Here is a 23,033-nt window from a genome sequence, read left to right on the forward strand (position 1 = left end):
GCTACAAGGAAGTAGGACTTAATGTCGTTGGAGAAGAGCTGAAAGCAGAAGCCAGAAAACAACTGGATACAGAACATGGTATAAAGCTGAAGGTAATGCGCAGCGAACAGGCAGAAGGAGCTTTTGCGGCAATCAAAGAAGATATGGGATTTGATCGTTTCCACAGAAGAGGATTGAAAACCGTGAAAATGGAATTTCTTATGGTATGTCTGGGATATAATCTGCGTAAATACCATAGCTGGAGACTTAGACGAATGGCTGCAGTTCCTCACAATATGATGAGCTGATCAGAAAATAGAGCAAAAAAATGATCTGAACTATAAGATAAGGCAAAGAACTGTTTTAATAATGCTTTGATATACATGATTCTACATAGAAATGACGCTGCTGAATAAGTTTTGGTAAAGATAATACAAAAGAAAACAAAAAAGGCCCATAACAGAGCTAATTCACATTAGCAACTGTTACAGGCCCCCTTCTCAGTCTGCGTTAACAGTTATTGCAGCAGTACTTCCTCAATGCGTGCAAACAGTTCTTCGGTGCCCTGTTTTTTCAAAGAATCACAGGGAAAAATCTGTGATTCACTGATGCCAAGTTCACTGGCAATGATGCGCTTGTTTGCAATCATGGCGGAATGGGACAGCTTGTCACATTTGGTCATGACCACAATGATGGCCAGATGGCTCTGCCTTGCATAGTCACACATTAGGATATCATCCTGGTTCGGCTTGCGGCGGCCGTCTGCCACCAGCACCATGGCTTTGAGATTGGCACGATGATGGAAGTAAGGATCCATCAGCTTTGCAAAAGTCTCGGCACTGCTGCGGTTATCTTTTGCATAGCCATAACCTGGCGCATCGGTGAAGATCATCCTTTGATCAATGCGGTAGAAGTTCAGCAGTCTTGTCTTGCCCGGTGTACTGCCGGCATAGGCAAGATTCTTCCGGTTGACCAGTGCATTGATCAGGCTGCTTTTTCCGGCATTGGAACGGCCGGCAAAGACAGCTTCAGGCAGATTTTCAGATGGCCACTGGCTCTGCTGTGCCCCGGAAAGCAGAAATTCTGCTTCATGGTACTGCATCTTATCTGACCAGTGCTTCCTTGAGCACCTGTGACATATTCTCTACCGGAATAAACTGCACGCTGTCACGCACAGCCTTCGGAACATCGTCAAGATCTCTGACATTGTTCTTCGGGATCAGAATTTTGGAAATTCCGACTCTGTGAGCAGCCAGACTCTTTTCTCTCAAGCCGCCGATCGGCAGGACATTGCCGCGCAGGGTAACCTCACCGGTCATGGCAAGATCCGCATGCACAGGTGTATTGCTTAATGCCGAGACAAGAGCAGTTGTCAAAGTGACGCCGGCACTCGGGCCATCCTTCGGGACAGCGCCTTCCGGTACATGAATATGGATATCATGCTTTTCAAAGAAAGCAGGATCAATGTTGAACTCTTTGGCATGAGCCTTGACATAGTCCAGGGCAATCTCGGCAGATTCCTTCATAACATCACCCAGCTTGCCAGTCAGCACGAGCCTGCCTTTGCCTTCAAATGTATTGACCTCAATGGACAGTACATCGCCGCCAAAGGATGTATAGGCAAGGCCAGTAACAACACCGACCTGATCTTTCTTTTCCTTGGCGCCATATTCAAAGATTTCCTTGCCAAGCCACTTGTTGATGAGTTTCTTGGTGATGGTGACACTCTTCTTGCCATCGTTGAGAATGGCAAGGACGCTCTTGCGGCACAGCGAGGCAATGACTCTTTCAAGCTGTCTGACACCTGCTTCACGTGTATAATGGCGGATCAGGTACAGCACTTCATTGTCCTTCAGATGGAACTGTTCCGGCTTGAGGCCATTGGCCTTGAGCTGCTTTGGAATCAGATACTGGTGAGCAATGTGCTGTTTGTCAATTTCCGTATAGGAAGGCAGCTCGATGATTTCCAGACGGTCAGCCAGCGGTGCCGGGATATTTTCCAGATAGTTAGCTGTGGCGATGAACATGACCTTGCTCAGATCATAAGGTTCTTCCAGATAATGGTCACTGAACACAGCATTCTGTTCCGGATCGAGCACTTCCAGCAGTGCATCGGAAGGATCACCCTTGTAGTCAGCACCCATCTTGTCGATTTCATCAATCAGGAAGACAGGGTTGATGACACCTGCCCTCTTCATGCCCTGAATCACACGGCCCGGCAGTGCGCCAAGGTATGTGCGTCTGTGGCCTCTGATTTCAGCCTCATCGCGCACACCGCCAAGGGACATCTTGACAAACTTGCGGTCCAAAGCTCTGGCAATGGACTTGGCAAGGGATGTTTTACCAACACCCGGAGGACCAACCAGGCACAGAATCGGACTGTTGAGATTGCCTGTCATTTCCTTGACAGCGAGGTATTCCATGATTCTGTCCTTGACCTTTTCCAAGCCATAGTGGTCTTCATCCAGCACTTTGCGGACGGCCTTGAGATCATCAGAATCTTTTGTTTCCTGATACCACGGTACATTCAGCAGCCAGTCGAGATAGTTTCTTTCAACGGATGCTTCCCCGCTGCCTGCCGGCAGCATTTCATACCGCTTGAGCTCTTCCATGGCCTTGTCCTTGACGTGCTGCGGATATGGATTCTTCTCAATCTTTTCACGCAGCTGGTCTGTATCGTCACTCATGCTCGATACATCGCCAAGCTCTTCACGGATTGCCTTGAGTTTCTCACGCAGGAAGTATTCCTTCTGACCCTCATCAATCCGTTCCTTGACCTTATCATTGATGGTTGCTTCCAGACGGTTGTACTGCTGCTGCTTTTCCAGCTCTTCAATGATGATATACAGACGCTCATTGACATTGACCGTCTCCAGCAGCTTCTGTCTGGTAGCCTGATCCAGCATGAAATACTGGGCAAACTGATCAGTCAGAGTAATGGCAGAAACACCGGAACTCAGCTGGCTCAGGATATCCTGCGGGAAGGCACTGGAAATATTGGACATCTTTTCGAAGGCACTGATGATGCGCTTGACCAGTGCCATCTCTTCCATATGGTCGCCTTCGACATCTTCGACAGGCTCTACTTCAGCCATCATCATATGGCTGCCATTATCAAGACGCACAAGCTTTGCCCGCTTCATGCCGGTAAAGGTTACCCGCAGGAAACCTTCCTTGCGGCGGACAATCTTGATCTTGGCAATGGTGCCCATCTTGTAAATATTATCTGCCGTTGCCTCATCGGCCATAATATCATTCTGGCAAACAATCCATACCATGCTGTCATAGCTCTGTCCTGCTTCATTGACAGCATTGACAGACTTGGTACGGCCCACTTCAATCATGACATCCTGGCCCGGGAACACAATGATCCCGCGGGTTGCCACAACTGGCAGTGTGATATGTACATTGCTGTTTGCTTCACTCATTCAAGCTCACCTCCTGGCTGCTCTATCTTACCTGCAGCCACTCCTGTTAACAAATAAGACGCTTCTGCTGAGCGTCTTATCCGTTTATTCTTTACTTATTACGCTTACTTGCTTTCAGTCTCAGCCTTTTCAGCTTCGCCCTTGGCAGCATTCTCCTTCAGGAAATCGAATGCTTTCTGGTTGCGCAGATTTTCCTTGACCATCTCTTCAGAGATCATGCCCTTGATCTTGTCTGCTTCCATGTTGTACTGCTGGGCAAGATCATCATATTCCTTGGCAACCTCTTCATCCGTAGCCTCAAGATTTTCAAGCTCAGCGACCTTCTCAAGACCAAGTCTGATTTTAACCTGCTTCTCAGCACGGTCTGTGTATTCCTTCTTGAAATCATCGGCCTGCTTGCCCATCATCTGCAGATAGTTGCTCAGGCTCATGCCATACTGGGAAAGCTGCTGGGCCAGCTGCTGAATCATGTTCTGTGCTTCATCCTCGATCATGACATCCGGGATATCAGCCTGTACCTTGTCACGCAGGGCATCCAGCATCTCATTCTCAGCCGCATCCTCAGCCTGGCTTGTACGGGCATCCTGCAGACGCTCTCTGACAGCCTTCTTCAGATCATCAACTGTCTTGACATCCTTCATGTTGACATCAGCAGCGAAGTCATCATTCAGCTCAGGCAGAACCTTGCGCTTGACTTCATTGACCTTGACCTTGAAGACAACATCCTTGCCAGCAAGATCTTCAGCTGCATAATCCTTCGGGAATGTCAGGTGAAGCTCTTTCTCTTCACCAGCCTTGGCACCGATCAGCTGATCCTCAAAGCCCGGGATAAAGGAGCCGGAACCCAGCTCCAGGTTATAGCCCTCAGCCTTGCCGCCTTCAAACGGCTCGCCATCCTTGAATCCTTCATAGTCAATATTTACAGTGTCGCCCTTTTCAGCAGCACCATCGACTGTTTCCAGATCTGCATATGTCTTACGCATACGCTCGATCTCAGCATCGACATCCTCGTCCTTGACTTCTGTATCCTTCAGGTTGTAAGGCAGACCCTTGTACTCCGTAACTGTTACTTCCGGATAAACGGCAAATGTGAATGTCAGTTCAGCCTTCTCCGGAGAAACACTGTCGATCTTCAGCTGCGGCTGGGAGATCGGCTTGAGATTGTTCTCCTCCAGAGCAGCACGCATCCATTCATTGGCGTTGTCCTCAACTGCCTGGTACTCTCTCTCTTCCGGAGAAACTCTTCTCTCCAGCAGTGCCTTTGGTGCCTGGCCCTTGCGGAAACCATCAATCGTTACATTGCGGCAGATCTTGTTAAAAGCCTTGTCGACCGCCTTGGTCCATTCCTCACCATCGATGGTGACCTGCAGATCACCCGTTGATTTTTCTTTCAGTGTCCAATTTGACATAGTTATATTGACTCCTTTTTCCAAATCGCTTGCTAATTATAGCAAAGTTATCGCTGTCAAGCTACAAAATTGCAGGCTGGGTGCCAGGATACGGCACTGTTAGTATGGTACATCACACATTTAGCACTGTCAATACAAGAGTGCCAGAGTTTTTTCAGCCTAGGATAACCTTTTCCCCTTTGCATCAATCGCTGCAATCGCACTTCCACCATCCATCATTTCAGATACTTCCTTTGCACAAAGGTGCGCCACATCATATGCCTCATCTTCTTCATACATCAGCGGCAGGAACAGATACAGCTCATGGATCAATAATGTTCTGGCCATGTTGTAGTATGCAGGATTCTTGGAAAACCAGTTTTTAAGCAACGCATCCCCTTTTTGGAAAGCAGGCTGTTTTGCAATCGGTACAATATCTCCCGACCAGAAATCGTATTCACATCCATCTTTGTTCAAAGTGAATTCTTCGTTGATTCCCTGTTCACTCAGTCCCTCCATCAAAATGGCAGCCGCCTCCGGCAGAGGATTTCCAGCAAGATATGACTGGATTTCATTGAGATATTCCCGCAGGCTGCGTGAACAAAGTGCACTGGCTGCAGAAAGTGCCAGCGCAGGTTTGCCAGACAGCAGCTGCTGGATCAATGTATCTGCGCTTTCTTCTTTGACAGGGTCTGCTTCACTTTTTGCATACGCAAGATCTTTTGAGAGATCATGAAGCTTCTTCTCGGCATCTTCCGGGATATAGGGCATCTTCAGTTCCCGCTGCAGCAGGTACTCAGCTTCTCCATATTTTTTGTCATCAATTGCTGTTCTGATCTCAGCAATGATCTTATCATAGTAGTTTTCCATGGATTTTACTTTATCACAACTGCCAATGGCAAACAAAGAACCAGAAAGAAATGCTTCCGCTCATTGCAGCTGTGTTTTGATGCAATATGATACGTCAGTACAAGCAAACTGATACATTTTCAAATCAGTTAAGCTGAATGAATCAGCATTAATTGCCAATAAAAAAACTGCATTATACAGTGATATAACGCAGTTCATTCAAATAAATGTCCTGGAAGAGATTCGAACTCTTGACCACACGCTTAGAAGGCGTGAGCTCTATCCAGCTGAGCTACCAGGACAGCATTGTTATAGTACCAAAGGTGAACATAGATTGCAAGCAGAAATCAATAGCGCTCCAGGTGTGCCTCAATCTTTTTTCCATCCAGAATGACCCGCATATAGCTGGAACGGCTGCCATCCCGGTTATGCCAGATGGAACCAGGATTCAGCAGACGAATGCCTTCAATCGTATCATCAAATGGAACGTGGGTATGGCCGAAGCATACCAGGTCACAGCCATTCTGCTTTGCCAGTTTTGCAAGCATGTCATACCGGCCGAAGAAGAAATCCCGGTGGCCGTGTGTCAGCAGAATATGATGTTTTCCCAGATCGAAGATCCGATGCAGTGGATACACGCCATAAGCATCGTTATTGCCCTGCACACTGGCAAAGCCTGCCATCATGGATGCTGGCATTTCGCTGTCACCGCAGTGCTGGAAGGCATCATAGTCATGGTACTGCTGCTGCAGCCAGGCAAGCGGTTCGCGCAGACCGTGATTGTCAGAGACTAGAATGATCCGGATTTCTTTACTCATAGCACACGTAATTATAACCATTTCCCATCATCACGCACTTCTTTTTCGTGTAAAATGAAGACAGGAGAAATCAATATGCTGAATTTATATCCCTGGAACATGTGGATTCTTTGGGCTTCGATTGCCCTTGTGCTTGTGTTTCTGATCATTTTTGCCACACATGCCGTACCCCTGCTGAAGACTCTGAAGCAGATGTCAAAACAGATTGCTGCGCTGCAGACACGTCAGAAAGCTCTCACCATCCGCAAGGAAGCACTGCAGGAAAAAGCGGCGCAGGTGAAAAAGAGTGCTCGTCCGGCTCTGGTTCTGCTGCCCCTGCTGTATGCCCTGCATCAGCAGCGCCAGAAACATCCAGAGCAGGATATGAAAGAGGCTATAAATCAGGTCATGATGGACAGGCTGCGCAGGCAGAACCTGCATGACGTGCTTGCCTCACTGCACTGATGATAAAAAAACGTCACTGTGAATCAACTCTCTGATCCACGGTGGCGTTTTCATTTGTGTGCAGTGCTTCGTATACAAGATGTGCTGTTTCCTTCGGTACCACTTTGGCAATTTCCTCTTCCGGCGCTGCTTTCAGGTTGGTGAAATTTCCAAATGTCTTTAACAGCAGCCGTTTGCGCTTAGGACCAATGCCTTCAATTTCATCCAGAATGGACTTGGTCTGTGCCTTGGCACGCAGCTTGCGGTGATAGGTAATGGCAACCCGGTGCACTTCATCCTGCATTCTGGTCAACAGGAAGAACAAGGAAGAATCCTTGGGAATGTCAAACGTCTCACCATTGGTGTCCATCAGGGCATTGGTATTGTGGTGATCATCCTTGACCAGGCCCATGAGCTTGATCTTATCCAATATGCCCAGTGCATCCAGAATCTCTTTGGCTGCTTCGATCTGGGTCCAGCCGCCATCCACCAGGATGCCATCCGGCAGTCTGCCATTTTCATTGACCAGCCGGAAATAGCGGCGGTAGACAACTTCCTTCATGGAATCGACATCACTGTTGGCTGTATGCAGGCGGTACAGGCGGTAATCTTTTCGATCAGGAACACCATCTTCATAGACAACACATGCCGCAACCGTAAACTGGCCGGCAGTATGGGAGTTATCGAAAAGCTCCACCCGGTTCATCTCATGATTGGCCAGCCTGCTTAACTGTTCCACTGCCATTTCCGTTTCTGAATCCTGTTTTTCAACAGTCTGGAATTTCAGTTCCAGCTGCTTCTTTGCATTGTCAATGCACATCTCAATCAGCCGCTTCCGGTATCCCTTCTGAGGCTGTGTTACTTTGACATTGAGGATGGATGACATCTGTTGAACAGTATCTTCTTCAATTTCATTGGGAATAACAAGCTCACTGCTGGCTGGATGATCCTGGTAGTACTGCATGACAAAGGAAATGAATTCTTCTTTTGCATCACCATATAATGGGCGTAAACGGAATTCCTTTGACAGCACAGTTCCCCTTCTGACCAGGAAGCCGGCAATGGCAAGATAGCCTTTGTCAAGATACCAGGCAAAAACATCGAGATTGCCGCGGCTGTCCTGCTCGATCAGCTGTTGGTCCTTGGTGACAGTTGTCACACTTTCGATCATGTTTTTATAGACGGCTGCCTTTTCAAATTCCAATTGTTCACTGGCAGCCATCATCTTCTCCTGCAGCTGATGGACAATATCGCCGGTGTCACCGTTCATGAAGCGGGTGACCTGGGCTGCCATTTCCTTGTATTTCGCCGGATCAACGTCATAGACACACGGGCCAAGGCACTGACCCATATGGTAGTACAGACACAGTTTGGATGGCATGTGGACACAGCGCCGGAATGGATAGATGCTCTGCAGCAGTTTCATCGTATTGCGGGCAGCGGTCACATCCGGGAACGGGCCAAAGTATCTGGCCTTCTTATCTTTCTTCATATCCCGGGCAATGGTCAGGCGTGGATAGTCTTCATTGGTCAGCTTGATATAAGGATATGTGGAATCATCCATGAACTGGATGTTGTATTTCGGCCGGTACTTCTTGATCAGGTTGATTTCCAGAATGAGAGATTCCTGTTCATTCTTGGTCACAATGAAGTCAAAGTCTTCAATGTGGGAAACCATCTTGGTTGTTTTGAAGTCATGGGCACCGACAAAGTACTGGTTGACCCGGTTGTGAAGATCCTTTGCCTTTCCGACATAGATAATTTCCCCGTTTTTGTCCTTCATCTGATAGCTGCCAGGCGCATGGGGAATATTGCTGAGTTTTGCTTTGATATATTCTTTGTTCATTTACTTCATTGTCACAACCGTTGCACCGGTTCCTCCCTCTGATGGTGCTCCCAGCCGGAATTCTTTGACCTGTTTGTCACGGGCAAGGCGGGCATGCACAGCTTTGCGCAATGCACCGGAGCCATCACCATGGATGATGCGGAAACTCTTGAGGCCGTTGACCTTGGCTTCATCCAGATAGGCATCCAGCTGTTCCATCGCCTCATCCACATGCATACCGATCAGATTGCACTGAATCGGCATGGAAGAGAAAATGGAAGATCTGGCCATCTGCACGCGTGGTTCATCTTTGACATGCGCAATCACGTGATCACTTGGGACAATCTGATTTTTCTTCACCCGCATCTCTCTGCCATTGAACAGAATCGTGATATCTTTCTTCTCAATTTTAACAATCTCACACACGGTAGAAGACCCTTTCAGCTGTACAGCATCACCTACCTGATAGTCATGATTACGGGAAGGTGTGCTTTCCGGCATATCATTTTTGACAAGCTCATTCAGCGCATGGCGCTGGTTAATAGCCTCATGATAATGCGGTGTACTCTGCACTTTTCGCATCTGCTTCATGATGGCATCTGCCTTTGCACTGACCTTTTCAACATAGGCTCGGGCTTCTTCCTCTGCCTGATCCTGAATCTTTTCCTTCTGCGCATCCAGCTGTTTCTGCGTCGCTTCCAGCTGTGCTTTCATCTTTTTGTTTTCTTCAATTTCTGCATCCAGTTTCTGCTGCTTTTCCAGGTTCAGCTGCAGCTGTGCTTCCAGCCTTTCGATCAGTTTGTCTTCATCCGATTTTGCCTGTTCCTTCAGGAACGTTGCGTATTTGATGATACTTTTTGGAAGACCATAGCGCTGGGCAATGGCAAAGGCATTGGACTGCCCGGTCAGCCCTTCTACATACTGATAGGTCGGCTCCAGTTTTTCCATATCAAACTGCACAGATGCCAGCAGGATATCTTTATGACGTTTGCCATAGGCTTTCAGCCGGTTGTAGTGGGTTGTGGCAACGGTCATGCACTGGCGGCTGCGCAGCTCATTCAGGATGGCAATGGCAAGTGCCTCACCTTCACTTGGATCGGTGCCAGAACCCACTTCATCCAGCAGCACCAGTGATTTGTCAGTCGCATATTTGCAGATTTCTGCCTGGTGCATGACATGGGCACCAAAGGAAGACAGTGAAGAGACAACACTCTGGTCATCACCGATATCCGCAAATACTCTGTCAAAGTATGGCAGTGTGCAGGAAGCACATGTGACAGGCATGCCGGCATAGCTCATCATCACAAACATACCGATCACTTTCAGCGATACGGTTTTGCCGCCAGTATTCGGACCGGTAATCAGTAAGGTATGCTGGGGATCACACAAGTGGTAGTCATTGGCAACGACTTTGGCAGGATCAATGAGAGGATGGCGCGCCTTTTCAATGATGATCTTTTTCTCGTCAGTCATCACGGCACAGCAGGCATCATGTTCTTTTCCCCACCTGGCTTTGGCAAAGATGCCATCCAGAATGCCAAGTGTATTTACATTGGCAATTTCTTCGTCAGAAATGGCTTCCACAGCCTTGGAACAGTGAGTCAGAATCTTAGCAATCTCATCCTGTTCCCTGGCCAGCAGATGTTCCTTCTGATTATTCAGCGGCACCAGTGCAGCCGGTTCCACATAGCTTGCCATACCGGAGGCTGAGTCGCCATAGACCATACCGCCAAACATGTTTTTATCACTTGCTTTGACAAGTACGACGGATCTGCCGGCGCGGGTTGTGACGATGGAGTCTACGACGCTGCCCGCATGCTGGGAAAGAAAACGGTTGGCCGCCGCGGCGATCTCACCATCACAGCGGCGCAGATCGGCCCGTACATGGCGCAGGCCATCAGAGGCATTGTCCTTGACTTCGCCATAATCATTGAAGCAGTTCTGCAGCAGTCTGAGTACGTGCTCATGCACGATCAGTGAGGAAAACAATTCACTTAGTGCAGGATGTGCCACTTCACGCAATTCTTTTTCATAGTTTACCGCTGCCCGCACGCCTTCAATCAGGTGCATCTCACCAAGGAAATCCTGTTCACTCAGAATCCTGCCCCTGGCAGCACTTTCCAGCATAGGACGGATATCCTTGATGCCGGGAAACGGCATCGGACCAATATGAACCACACAGGAAAGTGCCTCTGAAATGCGGGCAAGATTGCGCCGGATCAGCAGCGGATCATAGGCAGGCTGACTGTTGGCAACTTCTTCTTTACCCAGTGAAAAGGCACAGTACTGCTCCATCTGTGCCTTGATGACATCAAGTTCAAGCGCCTTTTCCAGACTCATGAATTCCCCTCACTTCCTGTGGATGCGGTTGGTGCAGCCTCATCGATCTGGCTGCTGTCATAGTTATGTTCCTGAAGCCACTTGCGGATCGTTTCACGCTGCTGCGACTGCAGGCCGTTGGCATCCTGAAACAGCTCCAGGAATGCATCTGTACGGGTAAATGGCTCAATGTATGGTCCTGCCACTTCACTGACTTTATTCTCAACCGTACCAATCAGGGTTCCCTGAATCACGGCATTGCCATTGGCAAAAAGAGGCAGTGAAAGAATGACGCAGAACACCAGTGTCCAGATGATGGCAGCACCGGTCTGAAACAAGGCGCCGAGGATGGAAGAAATCATATGAATGCCGGGAATGCGCTGGATGCCTTTGGCAATATTTTCCAGCAGGGCAAAAATGATTTTGAGGGCAGCGAAAACAATCAGAAACCAGATCAGTTCATTGGAAAACTGATAGGCCGCATTGGCGATGGCGGTATTCTGCATAGCCGCTGCAGAACGCGGTAACAGATGTACAAAATCAGACAGGATCGGTGCCAGCAGCCATGCAATCCAGACCGAAGCCAGGGTGCCGGCAAGGTTGATCACAGCCCGCAGGATGCCCTTTTGCCAACCCAGGGCAAACATCAGTACATAGAAACATGCAAGTACAACATCAACGATCAGAAATGCCGCATCAGGAATCGTAATCATCGTGTGTCCTCCTTCCTTTTTTGGTTCTATTATACCCTGCACGTAAAGATCAGGCTAAAATAGAGCCATGTCAAATACAACAATAACACTGGCACTCACAAGCCAGCAGGCCCAGCTGCTTTATGAGAAACTGGGAGAATACAAACATCCCGCGCCTGCTTATGCACGATGGCAGCTGCGTCCTGAAAACTGTGTCATCACCTGCTATACCAGCGGCAAGACCGTGTTTCAAGGCAAGGATGCGCAAATCTATGCCTCCCCGTTCATGGCAGTTTCCAAGCCGGAAAACAAGGTATCAGCTGCAGTCACTGCACAAAACACAGCAGCGGATAATTTTCCTCAGGCTGGATCGGATGAGGTCGGCACCGGTGATTACTTCGGACCGGTCTGTGTCTGTGCCACGATTGTGGATGAAAGCACCCTGCCAAAGGTGAAGGAACTTGGGGTGCGTGATTCCAAGAAGCTGAGTGATGATGACATTCGTAAAATCGGTCCGCAGCTGGAACAGATCCTGCCGCATTCTTTGCTCATTGTCACACCGGCAAAGTACAACCAGGTGCACGAGCAGTACAACATCAATGCGATCAAGGCTCTGCTGCATAACCAGGCCTATGTCAACCTGAAGAACAAATATGGCCTGCCCTCTTTCTGCATGATTGACCAGTTCACACCTGAAAAGTCTTATTACCGCTACATCCGCGGGGCAAAGGAAATTCAGTATGGCATCCACTTCCAGATCAAAGCAGAAGACAAATATCCTTCTGTTGGGGCAGCCAGTGTCATTGCCAGATATGCGTTTTTAACGACATGGGATCAGATGGAACAGCAGTGGGATATGACATTCCAGAAAGGTGCCGGTGCTAAAGTTGATGAATGTGCACTGGCATTTGTGAGAAAGTATGGAATGGAAAAGCTTGGCCGGGTAGCCAAGCTTCACTTTCAGAACACACGTAAGTTACAGGAATATCTATGATTTTACATGCAGCCATGTGCTGCTTTTTCAATTCTCCCTGTATTCAGGATTGCACACTTTTTCCACATGGAGAACAACAGTATTTTCCAGCTGGACAAGCTCAATGCCGGCTGCCTTTAACATACGGCGGCTGGCAATGGTGGTATCTGTGTTCTGGTACTTGTCAGATTCATAGACAATTCTGCGGATACCAGCCTGGATGATCGCTTTGGCACATTCATTGCAGGGAAACAGAGAAACATAGAGTGTGCATCCGGATACCGGATACTTGGAATTCAGGATGGCATTCAGCTCGGCATGAACGACAAACGCATACTTTGTCTGTAAGATGGCACCTTCCCTGCTCCATGGGAAGACATCATCGCTGCATCCTTTTGGCATGCCATTATAGCCGACCGACACAACACGGTGGTTTTCATCTACGATGGCGGCACCTACCTGGGTGTTGGGATCTTTGGAACGAAGGGCAGACAGATGGGCAAGCCCCATGAAATACTCATCCCAGGTCAATACATCTTTTCTTTTTTCTTCCATTGGTTTCCCTCCATATTCATTTCTGTTTTTCAAGCAGAGCCAGCAGCTGCTGGAAGTATTCCGGCAGCGGTGCTTCAAATACCATGGTTCTGCCAGTTGAGGGATGGACAAGCGTCAGGCGGTATGCATGCAGCACCTGTCCCTGGGTGTCCATCAGTTTGCACTTATGGCCGTACTTTTCATCGCCAAGCACCGGATGTCCGCAGTACTTCATATGCACACGGATCTGATGGGTACGGCCGGTTTCCAGTTTGCATTCGATATAGGTTGTATCCCGGAATCTTTCCAGCACGCGGTAATGGGTGCGGGCAGATCTGCCATGGACATCTGTCACAGCCATTCTCTGCCGGTTGCGGGGATCCCGGCCGATCGGAGCATCAATAACTGCTGCATCTGTATCCAGAATGCCCTCCACAATCGCACGGTATTCCCGGTGGCATGTCTTATCTTCCAGCTGTTTTGCCAGGGATCTGTGGGCCGCATCATTTTTGGCAGCAACAAGACACCCGGTTGTATCTTTATCAATCCGGTGGACAATACCAGGCCGCAGTACGCCGTTGATGCCGGAAAGATCATGGCAATGATACAGAAGCGCATTGACCAGTGTGCCGTTTTCATGGCCCGGAGCAGGATGGACAACCATGCCTTTTGGCTTGTTTACAACGATAATATCGCTGTCTTCATACAGGATATCCAGCGGAATATTTTCCGGTTCAACCTGGAGTTCCTGATCAGCCGGGATTTCAGCTTCAATGACTTCCCCATCACTGAGCTTATAACTGCTTTTGACCGGTTTGTCATCCACCCTGACAAAGCCTTCATCGCACAAAGCCTGTACTCTGGTACGGGAGAGCTTCGATACAGAGGCAAGATAGCGGTCAATGCGGATCGGTTCTTCGGTTTCGACTGTAAATGTCTCAAGCATGCTGGTCCTCCTCTTTCAAAGATGCCAGAATGAGCATGATGACGCCGATGGTCAGGGCAATGTCAGCGACATTGAAGACAGGAAAGTTATAGCCAAAGGGATAGAAGTCAAAGAAGTCACGCACATAGCCAAGCCAGATGCGGTCGATCATATTGCCCGCCGCTCCGCCGATCATCAGTGCCAGTGCAAACAGGATCCACTTCTTTGGTTTTCTGGTGATGACATACCAGAGCATGACGCCAACTGCCACCGCAGATACTAATGCCAGCAGCTGTGTCTTGTCCGCAAAGACAGACCAGGCGGCACCGGTATTTTGCACATAGGTAAGATAGAAAAATTTAGGAATGACGGGAATACTCTGGGTCTGCAGTACAGCCGAATTCTGTACCATGAATTTTGTCAGCTGGTCCAGCACCAGCACAATTACAACGATAATGGCTGCAGTCATTGCGTTTATTTGCTCCTTTCGGTAAAGACGGCTTGTTCTTCCAGCATATATGGTTCATATCTTGCTGCATTCTTTTCATAAGCATGGTCAAAGTCTTCCGTGCTGTAGTCCTGATTCAAACGGTCAAGCAGGATCTTCTTCATGGCAGCACTGTCATGTGCACTGAAACTGCCCTCTCTGCTCAGCAGCACTCTGCTGTGCTCATCAGCCAGTACGATCTGCCAGCGAAACTGTGAAGTCTCGTTCATGGATGCAATCATACCGGCATCTGCTTCCTTCATGCAAAGCGGCATATCACTCGGTTCCAGACAGTCATCAATGGTCAGAACAAACAGGTCAAGGATGCCTTTGGATACAAATGAGACAGTCACTTCGCGATGGGCAGCACTGTGCAGCTCATCCTTCTGCCATACCCTGTCCTTGACAATAAAAAGAAAAGTTCCGCGGTTATAATCCACCCAGATGCCATCCGGACTGCCCGCCAGTTTCTTACTGATTTCTTCCATATTCATAGCGCAGATATTCTAGCATAGAAACAATAAAAAAAGACACAGTCAGTGCTGTGCCTCATAGGCACTCAGAGCCTTGGCAATCTGGTCCGGACAGGATGTCGGCTTGATCCCGCAGGTGATGCCATCCAGACGGGAAATCACATCTTCCACCTTCATGCCTTTCAGCAGAGCACCGATTCCCTTGAGATTGCCATTGCAGCCGCCGATCACTTCCAGATTCTGAACCGTGTCAGTGTTTTCATCAATGTCAAACATCATCTTGACGGAACATGTACCCTTGGGACTGTATTCAAAATGTTTCATAGAATCCCTCCATCCACAGTTTAGCACAATCTGTGTACAAATCTGCAGAATGTGCTATTTTGGATAGCATGGAAATAACGGACTTTAAAGAGCCGCTGCAGAAAGCACTGGCAGCGATGCATATTGTTTCTTTTGCCAGAGTGCAGGACACAATGAAAGATGTTCTGGATGGCCGTGATCTGCTTGTCAATGCCCCGACCGGTTCTGGCAAGACACTGGCGTATCTTCTGCCATTGCTGCAGAAGATGAAATCCCAGGGAAAAGGACGCCATCTGCCCCATGCTTTGATCCTGGTGCCGACCAGAGAACTGGCCATCCAGACTGCTGCCACTGCCAGAAAGCTTCTTTCATATGAGGAAGGCATACGTACGGCAATATTGACTGGCGGCGTGGATATGCAGGCACAGATCCGCTCTTTTCACCATGGTGCTGATCTGGTGATCGGCACGCCTGCCCGCATCAAGGATCATCTGCGCCGGCATACACTGAAAACGCAGGAAATGGAAAGTGTGGTGCTGGATGAATGTGATGTCATGCTTTCCATGGGCTTTGTGCAGGATGTCATGGATATTCTCAATGATCTGCCAGTGCATCAGACCCTGCTGTATTCAGCAACCTTTACGCCTGCTGTGCTTTCCCTTTCTCACCAGATCCAGAAAGATCCCATCCAGGTCACTGTGAAGCATGATGAGGCAATGGCGCAGCATATTGCCATCCATGCCCTGATCACACCGGAAAACCGCAAGCTGGATGCATTGAAAAACATCCTGAAAGCAAAACATGCCCTGGTCTTCTGCAATACAAGAAAAACATGTGCGTTTGTAGCAGATCATCTGCCTCAGGCAAAGGCAATCCATTCAGAAATGGACATGAAGGAGAGAAAGGAAATCATGGCCGATTTCCGGAGTGGAACATTACCGGTACTTGTGGCAACCGATGTTGCGGCAAGAGGCATCGATATTCCTTTTGTTTCACTTGTGATCTGCTATGATCTGCCGGATGATCACGACAGTCTGATCCACCGGGTTGGGCGTGCATCCCGTGATGGCAGACAGTCTGATGCATGGATCTTTCTGACTCCTGCCCAACAGAATGCAGATCTGGAAGGCATTCTGCATCAGGAAGTACAAAGAACAAAGATGCAGCGGAAACCGCGCCGGAAATAGCTATTTTGTATTCTGCAGGATTTCTCTCAGATCATCCCGGTAATCTTCCACCAGCTTGATCCTGCCATCTTCTTCATAGAGAACCAGATCCCCAATCTCATACATCAGTTTCACATTGATCTGGTCAACCAGCACACTTGGCATCACGCCTTCTGGCAGCGTGATGTTTTTCTTTTGCAGCAGATCCTGGAGAATATTCTTTTCGCTATTTGTTAACAAAGGCTCTGTTTGTTCTGTGAGATTGCTTTCTGATGGTTGTGTCTTCTCTTCCAGCTCTGCCGCTTTCTCTTCTTCCGTTAACAAAGCCTCTCTTGTCACAGTGGCATCCTTGCGAATCTGTTCCAGGTGCTTTTGATCGATGCGGATGGCATGTGCTTTGCAAAGATATTCCTGCATTGCCTGAACAATCTCATGCCTGTCATCCGGACATACATCTTTACGCCGGCAGGAAAGATGCTGCAGGTGACGCACTTCTATTTCACACTGCTGCAGCAGCTTTTTCGCTTTGTGCTGCATGGCAGAACTGTATACATAGAACGGGCCATACCAAAGTCCATTGCGGCAGTGATACGCTGTGTATGCATCAACCTGAACATCACGGTCCTGCTGTATGACAGAAACAAATGGCAGACCGGCAAACAGATGCAGACTGCCTTCCTGCACCGCACCAAAAAGAGCAGGATATTTTACCTGCATGGCACGCATGCCAGCGATCATCATATTCTCTCTCTCGGGGGTGGAAAGATCATCCGGGATCTGATACCCGGCAAGTTTCTGCATCGCTTCCAGGGCGGCGGCATCATCCGGATTCGTGATCTTTTTGAACAGTCTCTGTTTCGCCAGCATGTGGTCTGCCAGCATGGCAGTCTGTTTTGTGGATATACCGTAGTAAATGGCATCATCCCAAAGCCATTGCACACATTGCTGTGCAAACCGGTTATCCTGTTTGGCCACCATAGCTGCCGCATGCCACATCTGTGCAAAACCATCCATTGGATCTTTTGTGCCAATCTGGTTGGCAAGTTCCGCAAACAACAGAGTCCAGTATACTCTTGTGCCCGTCACAGCTTGATGGCGGCGCCATTTTGTGCGAAAGGAGAAATAGCCTCTCAATACATCATAAGGAAGCTCCTGATAGGTTGGATATGTGCATGCAAAGGTGCGCTGGCAGTCGTAGTCATCTGTAAAGTATGCAAGATATTTTCCCTGTCTGACAAAGTTGATATCACGTTCATCACGGCAGAATGGCATGGCTTCATACATCTGCTTCATGGTCAAAACAGGCCGTGGAATCCCATGGCTGCCCAGCTGCAGATCATCCTGTATGTCATCCTGATTTCTGTCTGCCATCTTTCCTTCTCCTTTTGTGTATCTTACCTGCTGTGATCTGTTTTGCAATGGGAAAGAAAAGACAGCCAAGCGGCTGTCTGATGATGAGAAATGATACTTTGCTCAGTAATTGACCTTACGTACTTCGAAGAAAGACTGCGGATGCTGGCAGACCGGGCATACCTTCGGAGCGGTCTTGGAAACAACCGTGTAGCCACAGTTGCGGCACTGCCATGTAACTTCATCCTTCTTAACGAAGACTTCCTTGTTCTGCAGGTTGGCCAGCAGCTTGTTGTAGCGTGCTTCATGGGTATTCTCCACGGTTGCAACACCTCTGAATCTTGCCGCAATCTCCTTGAAGCCTTCCTCATCCGCAACCTCAGCGAACTCCTTGTACATCTGTGTCCACTCATAGTTCTCGCCGGCTGCAGCCTGCTTCAGATTATCTTCTGTATCATGGATACTGCCGCCCTGCAGATACTTGAACCACAGCTTGGCATGTTCCTTCTCGTTCAGTGCTGTCTCAGCAAAGATCGCCGCAATCTGCTCATAGCCATCCTTCTTTGCCTGACTGGCAAAGAAATCATACTTTGTGCGTGCCTGGCTCTCACCAGAAAATGCTGTCATGAGATTCTGTTCTGTTTTTGAACCTTTCAATTCCATATCAAGTGATCTCCTTTTGCAGATACAACTGCTGTCTTCAGTTTAGCACAATTTTTCCAAAATTCTTCAAAGAGAACGCATGCCAATTTTACCAAACAGTTTCCGTCCTCTTGTAAACAGAAGTGCTCCCATCCCGGCAAGAAACAGCAGGATGACGGAGATGGCAAGATCAAGCCGTCCGCTGGCAAGCATGACTGCCTCAACAATATAAACTGTATAGGAAACAGCCATGGATGTCAGCAATGCTCTGGTCAGTCTTCCCTTTGCAAAACTTGGATAGCGAAGAAAGAAATACAGGCTGATCATTGCTGTGTTGACGCATGCTGTGATCATGGTCAGCAATGCATAGCCAAACATGCCGGTTTCCACATGCCAGCGCACTGCCAGCACCATCATGCATGCAGCGGAAAACGGGATCGAACTGGCAATGCTGGCACATAGTCTTGAAAACAGAATATCTGATGGGTCAATAGGCATCGACAGCAGAATCCACATCTGTTCCTGATCACTGGCAAAAGCACTGGCAAGATCCATGCTGGAATGCGTAAAAAACAGCAGGATGATCAGAATGTTGATAAACGATGATGCATCATCTTTTGCCGGTATGATGGTGAGCAGATCCCGGTTGGCAAACAGCAGCGCACTCATCACGGCCATCATCAGCAGACTGCTGTGATGGGAAAACCACAGGCCTGCATCCCGGAATGATTCTTTCAGAAACAGATGCAGCAGTGCCTGCAATGGACTGCGCACATGCGTTTTGGCATCTGCCTGTGAATCGATATTACCTGTGGAGACTGGCATTTTTGCCACGGGGTCAGACAGCCAGAGCAGCAGCAGAATAGACACGCCTGCATGAATCAGAATGGCAGCGATGCAGGCAGAAGCATCCTGGCGGCCGATGCCATCTGCCATCCAGTCAATTACAAACAGGATGCGATGCACAATGGGATCCATATTCTGGGTCGTACTGATGGTTTCAAAAAGAAAAGCACCGGCAATCATCAGAATCACAAGCAGGATATTCAGCAGGTTTTCCATGCGCTGCTGACTGCGGTGATGCAGGGATGCCTTTCTCATGATATAGCCAAGCAGTGCTCCCAGAGCACTTGGCAGAAGCGGGAAGCAGATGGCACATAATACCGAAAGAAGATGAAAATGCCATGGTGCATTCTGGCTGCTGTTTACAAGCAGAAACAAGGTAATCAGAAAGGCCAGAGAATACACATACTGGCTGATGAGAAAGACTGTCCAGCGCACAGCATTAACGGTGCCCGCCTTGATCGGCATGGCCTTGAGCATATCGTCATCTTTGCGGCGGGAAAAGACAGCGTGGAAGGCAAAGACGCCAAATAACATGATCAAAATAGAATCACCGCCCAGCAGCTGAAACAGGCTGTCGGCCGGAAAGCCATCATCCAGCATGAAAGAGCCATAAGCCAGCCCGCAGAAAATCAACAGTGCCTGGACCACCAGCAGCGCGCCGATACCGGACAGACTGCCGTTTTTCCCCGTATTGTACTGGTTTTTCAGCTGTACTTTCAGCAGAATGCCAAACGGTGTCATTGCGCGCTGCCAAGAAAGATCTCTTCCAGGTTCTTTCCGCCCTGCAGCAGCTCTTTTGTACTGCCCTGCATGATGATACTGCCATGGTTCAGAAAGGAGATGCTGTCACAGAGATTTTCCACGACATCCAGAACATGGCTGGATAAAAAGACGGCACCGCCATCTGCGCACAGTTCATGCATTTTCTGTTTCAGCATCCAGGCAGCTTTGGGATCCAGACCGACAAAAGGCTCATCCAGTACCAGAAGCTTTGGCTTATGCAGCAATGCTGCGCAGAGTGCTGCCTTTTGCCTGGTGCCATGGGACAAGGTATTGATCTGTGCGCCCAGCTTGTCATGGATTTCAAAATCCGTGCACAGTTGCTGGATTTCTGCTTCTCTCTGCATTTTGGATACGCCAAAGATATCGGCTGTAAAGTCAAGAAATTCCCGCACAGTCAGATGTTCATAGAGATCCGGATTATCCGGCAGATAGGCCAACAGCTGCCGTGTCTGTAATGACTGCTCAGAAACATCCATGCCATCGATCCAGATGGTTCCCTTTTCTGCTGGCAGAATGGAAACAAGCGTGCGCATCAGGGTTGTCTTGCCGGCCCCATTGGGACCGATCAGGCCATAGATCTGCCCCTGGGCAATGTTTAAGCTGACACCATGCAGTACTTCTGTGCTGCCAAAGGACTGGTGCAGATTTTTGATTTCGACGATATTCATGACAACCAATATTGTAAATCATGCCTGCCGTGATAGGAAACAGGAAAAGAAAAGCAGTACGGTATTACTCATCCGTACTGTTTGGATTTTCTTTGACCAGAGGGATTTCAAACCAGAATGTACTGCCTTTGCCTTCTTCACTGTTAACACCGTATGGGAAGCCATGCAGATCCAGGATCTGCTTGACGATGGCAAGACCAATACCGGACCCTTGTGAAACACGCACATGTTCTTTGTCAATCTTATAGTAGCGGTCCCAGATATCTTTCAGCTTGTCAGCCGGAATGCCTTCACCAAAGTCCTGTACTTCTGTGCGTACTTTGTCATTCTGCTTCTGTACACGCACAATGATGTGCCTGTTTTTACCGGAGTAGTTGATGGCATTGATCATGAAGTTATTGAAGACCTGCTCCATGCGCTTCTGGTCCGCATTGACAACCGTACCTTCCTCAATCTGCTGCTCAATGACGAAGCCATCCTGGTACTTGTAGACATCGTATTTGCGCATCTGAATCTCAATCATTGCGCCCAGATCGAAGTCTTCCTTCTGCAGAACGATCTTGTTTTCCTGCAGCTTTGACAGATCGAGCAGATCATTGACCAGATTGTTTAAGCGCTTGGATTCATCGATGATCACCTGCAGATTTTCATCTGTCTTTTCTCCCGGCAGATCGCGCATCATTTCTCCATAGCCGGTAATCATCGTCAATGGTGTGCGCAGATCGTGAGAAACATTGGCGATCAGATCACGCTTTGCCTTGTCCGCTTTCTGGATATCATTGGCTGCGGCGGACAATGTCTCGTTGAGTTCCTGGGCTTCCAGATACTGGTTTGTCTTGGGATCGCAATGGTACTCACCTTTTGGCAGCTGTTTGGCCGCATTGTTAATTTCACTCAGCGGTCTGGCAATGCCATGGTAGATCAGCCATGTCAGTACAACCACCGCGGCCAGAATCATCAATGAGATGCAGACCAGCTGTTTGGTCAGGGTGCTGATCGTCGCATTGATCGGAGAAATACCGCTGTAGATCATAATCACGGCATTGCCCTGTTCACCCTTGGCAATACGGGCATAGACAATGCTTTTGAAGGCATTGCCGTGACCGGAATTCTTCAGGCTTGACTGCACAGAATAATAGGTCTTGTTATTGGACATCTGGGCATAGCCGATCAAGGATGCCGTGTCTTCCACGGACATATTCTCGAAGGCATCACACATCTGTGAGCGCATCGTAAAAGTATCTGATGCATAGCGTACGGAGACGCACACATCATTCTGAACGCCTTCCTGCAGGATCACATTGCCAAGATCATCACTGTCAATCTCACTGACAATCTGATCACCGACAGCCTTGACCGCGTCTACCTTGGAGTGCTCATACATCGGTTCCAGAAGACCTACCTGGAAAACAAACAGAAGACAGATCAATACTGCTGCAAAGATGATCAGATAACGGCCGATCTTCCACCTGAGACTAACTTTCTTTTTCAAAACGATACCCCACCCCGCGCAGTGTCACGATATCTCTGGCATATTCGCCAAGATTCTTCCGCAGCAGCTTGATATGTGTATCCAGTGTACGGTCATCGCCGAAGAAGTCATAGCCCCAGACATTCTGCAGCAATTGTTCACGGGTTAAAGCAATGCCGGCATTGTGGGCAAGATAAGCCAGCAGTTCATACTCTTTTGGAGAAAGCTGCACGCGCTTGCCATCAATGGTAACGGTACGGGCAGAGAAGTTGATCTCCAGACCGCCGGAGCGCAGCACTTCCCCTGCTTCTGTGACTGGCGATACACGCTTGAGAATGGCATGGATCCGCATCATCAGTTCCTTGCTGGAAAACGGCTTGACAACATAGTCATCCACGCCGATATCGAAACCATGGATCTTGTCATACTCTTCGCCAAGGGCACTGAGCATGATAAACGGCATACGGGGATGCGTCTTCTTGATTTCCTTGACTGCCGAAAAGCCATCCAGATTCGGCATCATGATATCCATGACACACAGATCATAGTTGTTCTTTTCACACTTCTGCACCGCCTCCAGGCCGTCTTTTGCCTCATCCGTCTGGAAACCTTCATATTCTGCGTATTTCCGGATCATGTTCCGGATCTTTTCTTCATCGTCTACGATCAATATTCTGGTCATAAGCCACTC

The 23,033-nt window shown here is 48.6% G+C and carries 23 protein-coding genes and 1 tRNA gene; 4 read left to right on the forward strand and 20 right to left on the reverse strand.

Features of this window, described 5'->3' with window-relative positions; translation table 11 throughout:
- Positions 1 to 287: transposase (locus MOZ60_RS03590; RefSeq protein WP_370595667.1), on the forward strand; the 287-nt coding region annotated here is incomplete at its 5' end.
- Positions 288 to 496: 209 nt separating this feature from the next.
- Here MOZ60_RS03590 and yihA read toward each other — a convergent pair.
- The 6 genes from yihA to MOZ60_RS03620 all read right to left on the reverse strand — a co-directional run bounded on the left by yihA (position 497) and on the right by MOZ60_RS03620 (position 6,462).
- Positions 497 to 1,081 (reverse strand): ribosome biogenesis GTP-binding protein YihA/YsxC, encoded by a 585-nt coding sequence (gene yihA / locus MOZ60_RS03595; RefSeq protein ID WP_370595668.1) that lies wholly within the window; start codon positions 1,079 to 1,081, stop codon positions 497 to 499.
- 1 nt (position 1,082) lies between these two features.
- On the reverse strand, positions 1,083 to 3,407 hold the full coding sequence (gene lon / locus MOZ60_RS03600) for an endopeptidase La (protein WP_277655633.1): 2,325 nt from the start codon (positions 3,405 to 3,407) through the stop codon (positions 1,083 to 1,085).
- A 104-nt stretch (positions 3,408 to 3,511) separates the two neighbouring features.
- On the reverse strand, positions 3,512 to 4,816 hold the full coding sequence (gene tig, locus MOZ60_RS03605) for a trigger factor (RefSeq protein ID WP_277010229.1): 1,305 nt from the start codon (positions 4,814 to 4,816) through the stop codon (positions 3,512 to 3,514).
- A 159-nt stretch (positions 4,817 to 4,975) separates the two neighbouring features.
- On the reverse strand, positions 4,976 to 5,665 hold the full coding sequence (locus tag MOZ60_RS03610; RefSeq protein WP_370595669.1) for a DUF3196 domain-containing protein: 690 nt from the start codon (positions 5,663 to 5,665) through the stop codon (positions 4,976 to 4,978).
- A 207-nt stretch (positions 5,666 to 5,872) separates the two neighbouring features.
- Positions 5,873 to 5,946 (reverse strand) — tRNA-Arg (locus tag MOZ60_RS03615).
- Positions 5,947 to 5,991: 45 nt separating this feature from the next.
- Positions 5,992 to 6,462 (reverse strand): metallophosphoesterase family protein, encoded by a 471-nt coding sequence (locus tag MOZ60_RS03620; protein ID WP_370595670.1) that lies wholly within the window; start codon positions 6,460 to 6,462, stop codon positions 5,992 to 5,994.
- A gap of 75 nt (positions 6,463 to 6,537) precedes the next feature.
- On the opposite strand from MOZ60_RS03620, the gene MOZ60_RS03625 reads away from it, so the two are divergent.
- Positions 6,538 to 6,906, forward strand: a complete 369-nt coding sequence (locus MOZ60_RS03625) for a hypothetical protein (protein ID WP_370595671.1) — start codon at positions 6,538 to 6,540, stop codon at positions 6,904 to 6,906.
- A 13-nt stretch (positions 6,907 to 6,919) separates the two neighbouring features.
- On the opposite strand, the gene uvrC is transcribed toward MOZ60_RS03625, so the two are convergent.
- Genes uvrC through MOZ60_RS03640 form a run of 3 tightly spaced genes read right to left on the reverse strand, consistent with a single transcriptional unit; the run spans position 6,920 to position 11,742 of the window.
- Positions 6,920 to 8,731 (reverse strand): excinuclease ABC subunit UvrC, encoded by a 1,812-nt coding sequence (gene uvrC, locus MOZ60_RS03630; protein WP_370595672.1) that lies wholly within the window; start codon positions 8,729 to 8,731, stop codon positions 6,920 to 6,922.
- Positions 8,732 to 11,050, reverse strand: a complete 2,319-nt coding sequence (locus tag MOZ60_RS03635) for an endonuclease MutS2 (protein WP_370595673.1) — start codon at positions 11,048 to 11,050, stop codon at positions 8,732 to 8,734. It lies immediately after the preceding gene.
- Positions 11,047 to 11,742, reverse strand: a complete 696-nt coding sequence (locus MOZ60_RS03640) for a CvpA family protein (RefSeq protein WP_370595674.1) — start codon at positions 11,740 to 11,742, stop codon at positions 11,047 to 11,049. The genes MOZ60_RS03635 and MOZ60_RS03640 overlap by 4 nt, the downstream gene beginning before the upstream one ends.
- A 67-nt stretch (positions 11,743 to 11,809) precedes the next feature.
- Here MOZ60_RS03640 and rnhC point away from each other — a divergent pair, with 67 nt between their 5' ends.
- The gene (rnhC, locus tag MOZ60_RS03645) at positions 11,810 to 12,715 is read left to right on the forward strand and encodes a ribonuclease HIII (protein WP_370595675.1); all 906 of its coding nucleotides are present in this window, start codon (positions 11,810 to 11,812) and stop codon (positions 12,713 to 12,715) included.
- 27 nt (positions 12,716 to 12,742) lie between these two features.
- Here the strand turns inward: rnhC and MOZ60_RS03650 are convergent, their stop codons facing one another.
- From MOZ60_RS03650 to MOZ60_RS03670, 5 genes are read right to left on the reverse strand one after another with little or no spacing between them, the layout of a single operon-like run.
- Positions 12,743 to 13,249, reverse strand: a complete 507-nt coding sequence (locus MOZ60_RS03650) for a deoxycytidylate deaminase (RefSeq protein ID WP_370595676.1) — start codon at positions 13,247 to 13,249, stop codon at positions 12,743 to 12,745.
- A 16-nt stretch (positions 13,250 to 13,265) separates the two neighbouring features.
- On the reverse strand, positions 13,266 to 14,174 hold the full coding sequence (locus MOZ60_RS03655) for an RluA family pseudouridine synthase (protein ID WP_370595677.1): 909 nt from the start codon (positions 14,172 to 14,174) through the stop codon (positions 13,266 to 13,268).
- Positions 14,167 to 14,622, reverse strand: a complete 456-nt coding sequence (lspA, locus tag MOZ60_RS03660; protein WP_277634888.1) for a signal peptidase II — start codon at positions 14,620 to 14,622, stop codon at positions 14,167 to 14,169. The genes MOZ60_RS03655 and lspA overlap by 8 nt, the downstream gene beginning before the upstream one ends.
- 5 nt (positions 14,623 to 14,627) lie before the next feature.
- Entirely contained in the window at positions 14,628 to 15,134 is a 507-nt protein-coding gene (locus MOZ60_RS03665; RefSeq protein WP_370595678.1) for a hypothetical protein, read from the reverse strand.
- A gap of 42 nt (positions 15,135 to 15,176) precedes the next feature.
- A complete protein-coding gene (locus MOZ60_RS03670; RefSeq protein ID WP_277634886.1) occupies positions 15,177 to 15,437 on the reverse strand; it encodes a TIGR03905 family TSCPD domain-containing protein in 261 nt (86 codons plus the stop codon).
- A 68-nt stretch (positions 15,438 to 15,505) separates the two neighbouring features.
- Between MOZ60_RS03670 and MOZ60_RS03675 the strand changes: the two genes are divergently transcribed.
- Positions 15,506 to 16,603: a DEAD/DEAH box helicase gene (locus tag MOZ60_RS03675; protein WP_277634885.1), complete on the forward strand. Its 1,098-nt coding sequence runs from the start codon at positions 15,506 to 15,508 to the stop codon at positions 16,601 to 16,603.
- On the opposite strand, the gene MOZ60_RS03680 is transcribed toward MOZ60_RS03675, so the two are convergent.
- The 6 genes from MOZ60_RS03680 to MOZ60_RS03705 all read right to left on the reverse strand — a co-directional run bounded on the left by MOZ60_RS03680 (position 16,604) and on the right by MOZ60_RS03705 (position 23,024).
- A complete protein-coding gene (locus MOZ60_RS03680) occupies positions 16,604 to 17,953 on the reverse strand; it encodes a TerB N-terminal domain-containing protein (protein WP_370595679.1) in 1,350 nt (449 codons plus the stop codon).
- A gap of 102 nt (positions 17,954 to 18,055) precedes the next feature.
- Positions 18,056 to 18,595 (reverse strand): rubrerythrin, encoded by a 540-nt coding sequence (gene rbr, locus MOZ60_RS03685; protein WP_277008589.1) that lies wholly within the window; start codon positions 18,593 to 18,595, stop codon positions 18,056 to 18,058.
- A 66-nt stretch (positions 18,596 to 18,661) separates the two neighbouring features.
- Positions 18,662 to 20,161, reverse strand: coding sequence for a permease-like membrane multi-spanning protein (locus MOZ60_RS03690; RefSeq protein ID WP_370595680.1), 1,500 nt, complete (start codon positions 20,159 to 20,161; stop codon positions 18,662 to 18,664).
- Complete coding sequence (locus MOZ60_RS03695; RefSeq protein WP_370595681.1) at positions 20,158 to 20,871, reverse strand: ABC transporter ATP-binding protein; 714 nt, start codon at positions 20,869 to 20,871, stop codon at positions 20,158 to 20,160. The genes MOZ60_RS03690 and MOZ60_RS03695 overlap by 4 nt, the downstream gene beginning before the upstream one ends.
- A 64-nt stretch (positions 20,872 to 20,935) precedes the next feature.
- On the reverse strand, positions 20,936 to 22,363 hold the full coding sequence (locus MOZ60_RS03700; RefSeq protein ID WP_370595682.1) for a sensor histidine kinase: 1,428 nt from the start codon (positions 22,361 to 22,363) through the stop codon (positions 20,936 to 20,938).
- Positions 22,347 to 23,024, reverse strand: coding sequence for a response regulator transcription factor (locus MOZ60_RS03705; protein WP_277634879.1), 678 nt, complete (start codon positions 23,022 to 23,024; stop codon positions 22,347 to 22,349). Before MOZ60_RS03705 ends, MOZ60_RS03700 begins: the two co-directional genes overlap by 17 nt.
- Positions 23,025 to 23,033: the final 9 nt, after the last annotated feature.

The organism is Grylomicrobium aquisgranense, assembly GCF_033971865.1.
Classification (GTDB): Bacteria; Bacillota_I; Bacilli_A; order Erysipelotrichales; family Erysipelotrichaceae; genus Bulleidia; species Bulleidia massiliensis.

Bases quoted from the DNA above. Each gene is read 5' to 3' on its own strand.
- yihA (WP_370595668.1), bottom strand. From the start codon at position 1,081: ATGCAGTACCATGAAGCAGAATTTCTGCTTTCCGGGGCACAGCAGAGC.
- lon (WP_277655633.1), bottom strand. From the start codon at position 3,407: ATGAGTGAAGCAAACAGCAATGTACATATCACACTGCCAGTTGTGGCA.
- tig (WP_277010229.1), bottom strand. From the start codon at position 4,816: ATGTCAAATTGGACACTGAAAGAAAAATCAACGGGTGATCTGCAGGTC.
- MOZ60_RS03610 (WP_370595669.1), bottom strand. From the start codon at position 5,665: ATGGAAAACTACTATGATAAGATCATTGCTGAGATCAGAACAGCAATT.
- MOZ60_RS03620 (WP_370595670.1), bottom strand. From the start codon at position 6,462: ATGAGTAAAGAAATCCGGATCATTCTAGTCTCTGACAATCACGGTCTG.
- MOZ60_RS03625 (WP_370595671.1), top strand. From the start codon at position 6,538: ATGCTGAATTTATATCCCTGGAACATGTGGATTCTTTGGGCTTCGATT.
- uvrC (WP_370595672.1), bottom strand. From the start codon at position 8,731: ATGAACAAAGAATATATCAAAGCAAAACTCAGCAATATTCCCCATGCG.
- MOZ60_RS03635 (WP_370595673.1), bottom strand. From the start codon at position 11,050: ATGAGTCTGGAAAAGGCGCTTGAACTTGATGTCATCAAGGCACAGATG.
- MOZ60_RS03640 (WP_370595674.1), bottom strand. From the start codon at position 11,742: ATGATTACGATTCCTGATGCGGCATTTCTGATCGTTGATGTTGTACTT.
- rnhC (WP_370595675.1), top strand. From the start codon at position 11,810: ATGTCAAATACAACAATAACACTGGCACTCACAAGCCAGCAGGCCCAG.
- MOZ60_RS03650 (WP_370595676.1), bottom strand. From the start codon at position 13,249: ATGGAAGAAAAAAGAAAAGATGTATTGACCTGGGATGAGTATTTCATG.
- MOZ60_RS03655 (WP_370595677.1), bottom strand. From the start codon at position 14,174: ATGCTTGAGACATTTACAGTCGAAACCGAAGAACCGATCCGCATTGAC.
- lspA (WP_277634888.1), bottom strand. From the start codon at position 14,622: ATGACTGCAGCCATTATCGTTGTAATTGTGCTGGTGCTGGACCAGCTG.
- MOZ60_RS03665 (WP_370595678.1), bottom strand. From the start codon at position 15,134: ATGAATATGGAAGAAATCAGTAAGAAACTGGCGGGCAGTCCGGATGGC.
- MOZ60_RS03670 (WP_277634886.1), bottom strand. From the start codon at position 15,437: ATGAAACATTTTGAATACAGTCCCAAGGGTACATGTTCCGTCAAGATG.
- MOZ60_RS03675 (WP_277634885.1), top strand. From the start codon at position 15,506: ATGGAAATAACGGACTTTAAAGAGCCGCTGCAGAAAGCACTGGCAGCG.
- MOZ60_RS03680 (WP_370595679.1), bottom strand. From the start codon at position 17,953: ATGGCAGACAGAAATCAGGATGACATACAGGATGATCTGCAGCTGGGC.
- rbr (WP_277008589.1), bottom strand. From the start codon at position 18,595: ATGGAATTGAAAGGTTCAAAAACAGAACAGAATCTCATGACAGCATTT.
- MOZ60_RS03690 (WP_370595680.1), bottom strand. From the start codon at position 20,161: ATGACACCGTTTGGCATTCTGCTGAAAGTACAGCTGAAAAACCAGTAC.
- MOZ60_RS03695 (WP_370595681.1), bottom strand. From the start codon at position 20,871: ATGAATATCGTCGAAATCAAAAATCTGCACCAGTCCTTTGGCAGCACA.
- MOZ60_RS03705 (WP_277634879.1), bottom strand. From the start codon at position 23,024: ATGACCAGAATATTGATCGTAGACGATGAAGAAAAGATCCGGAACATG.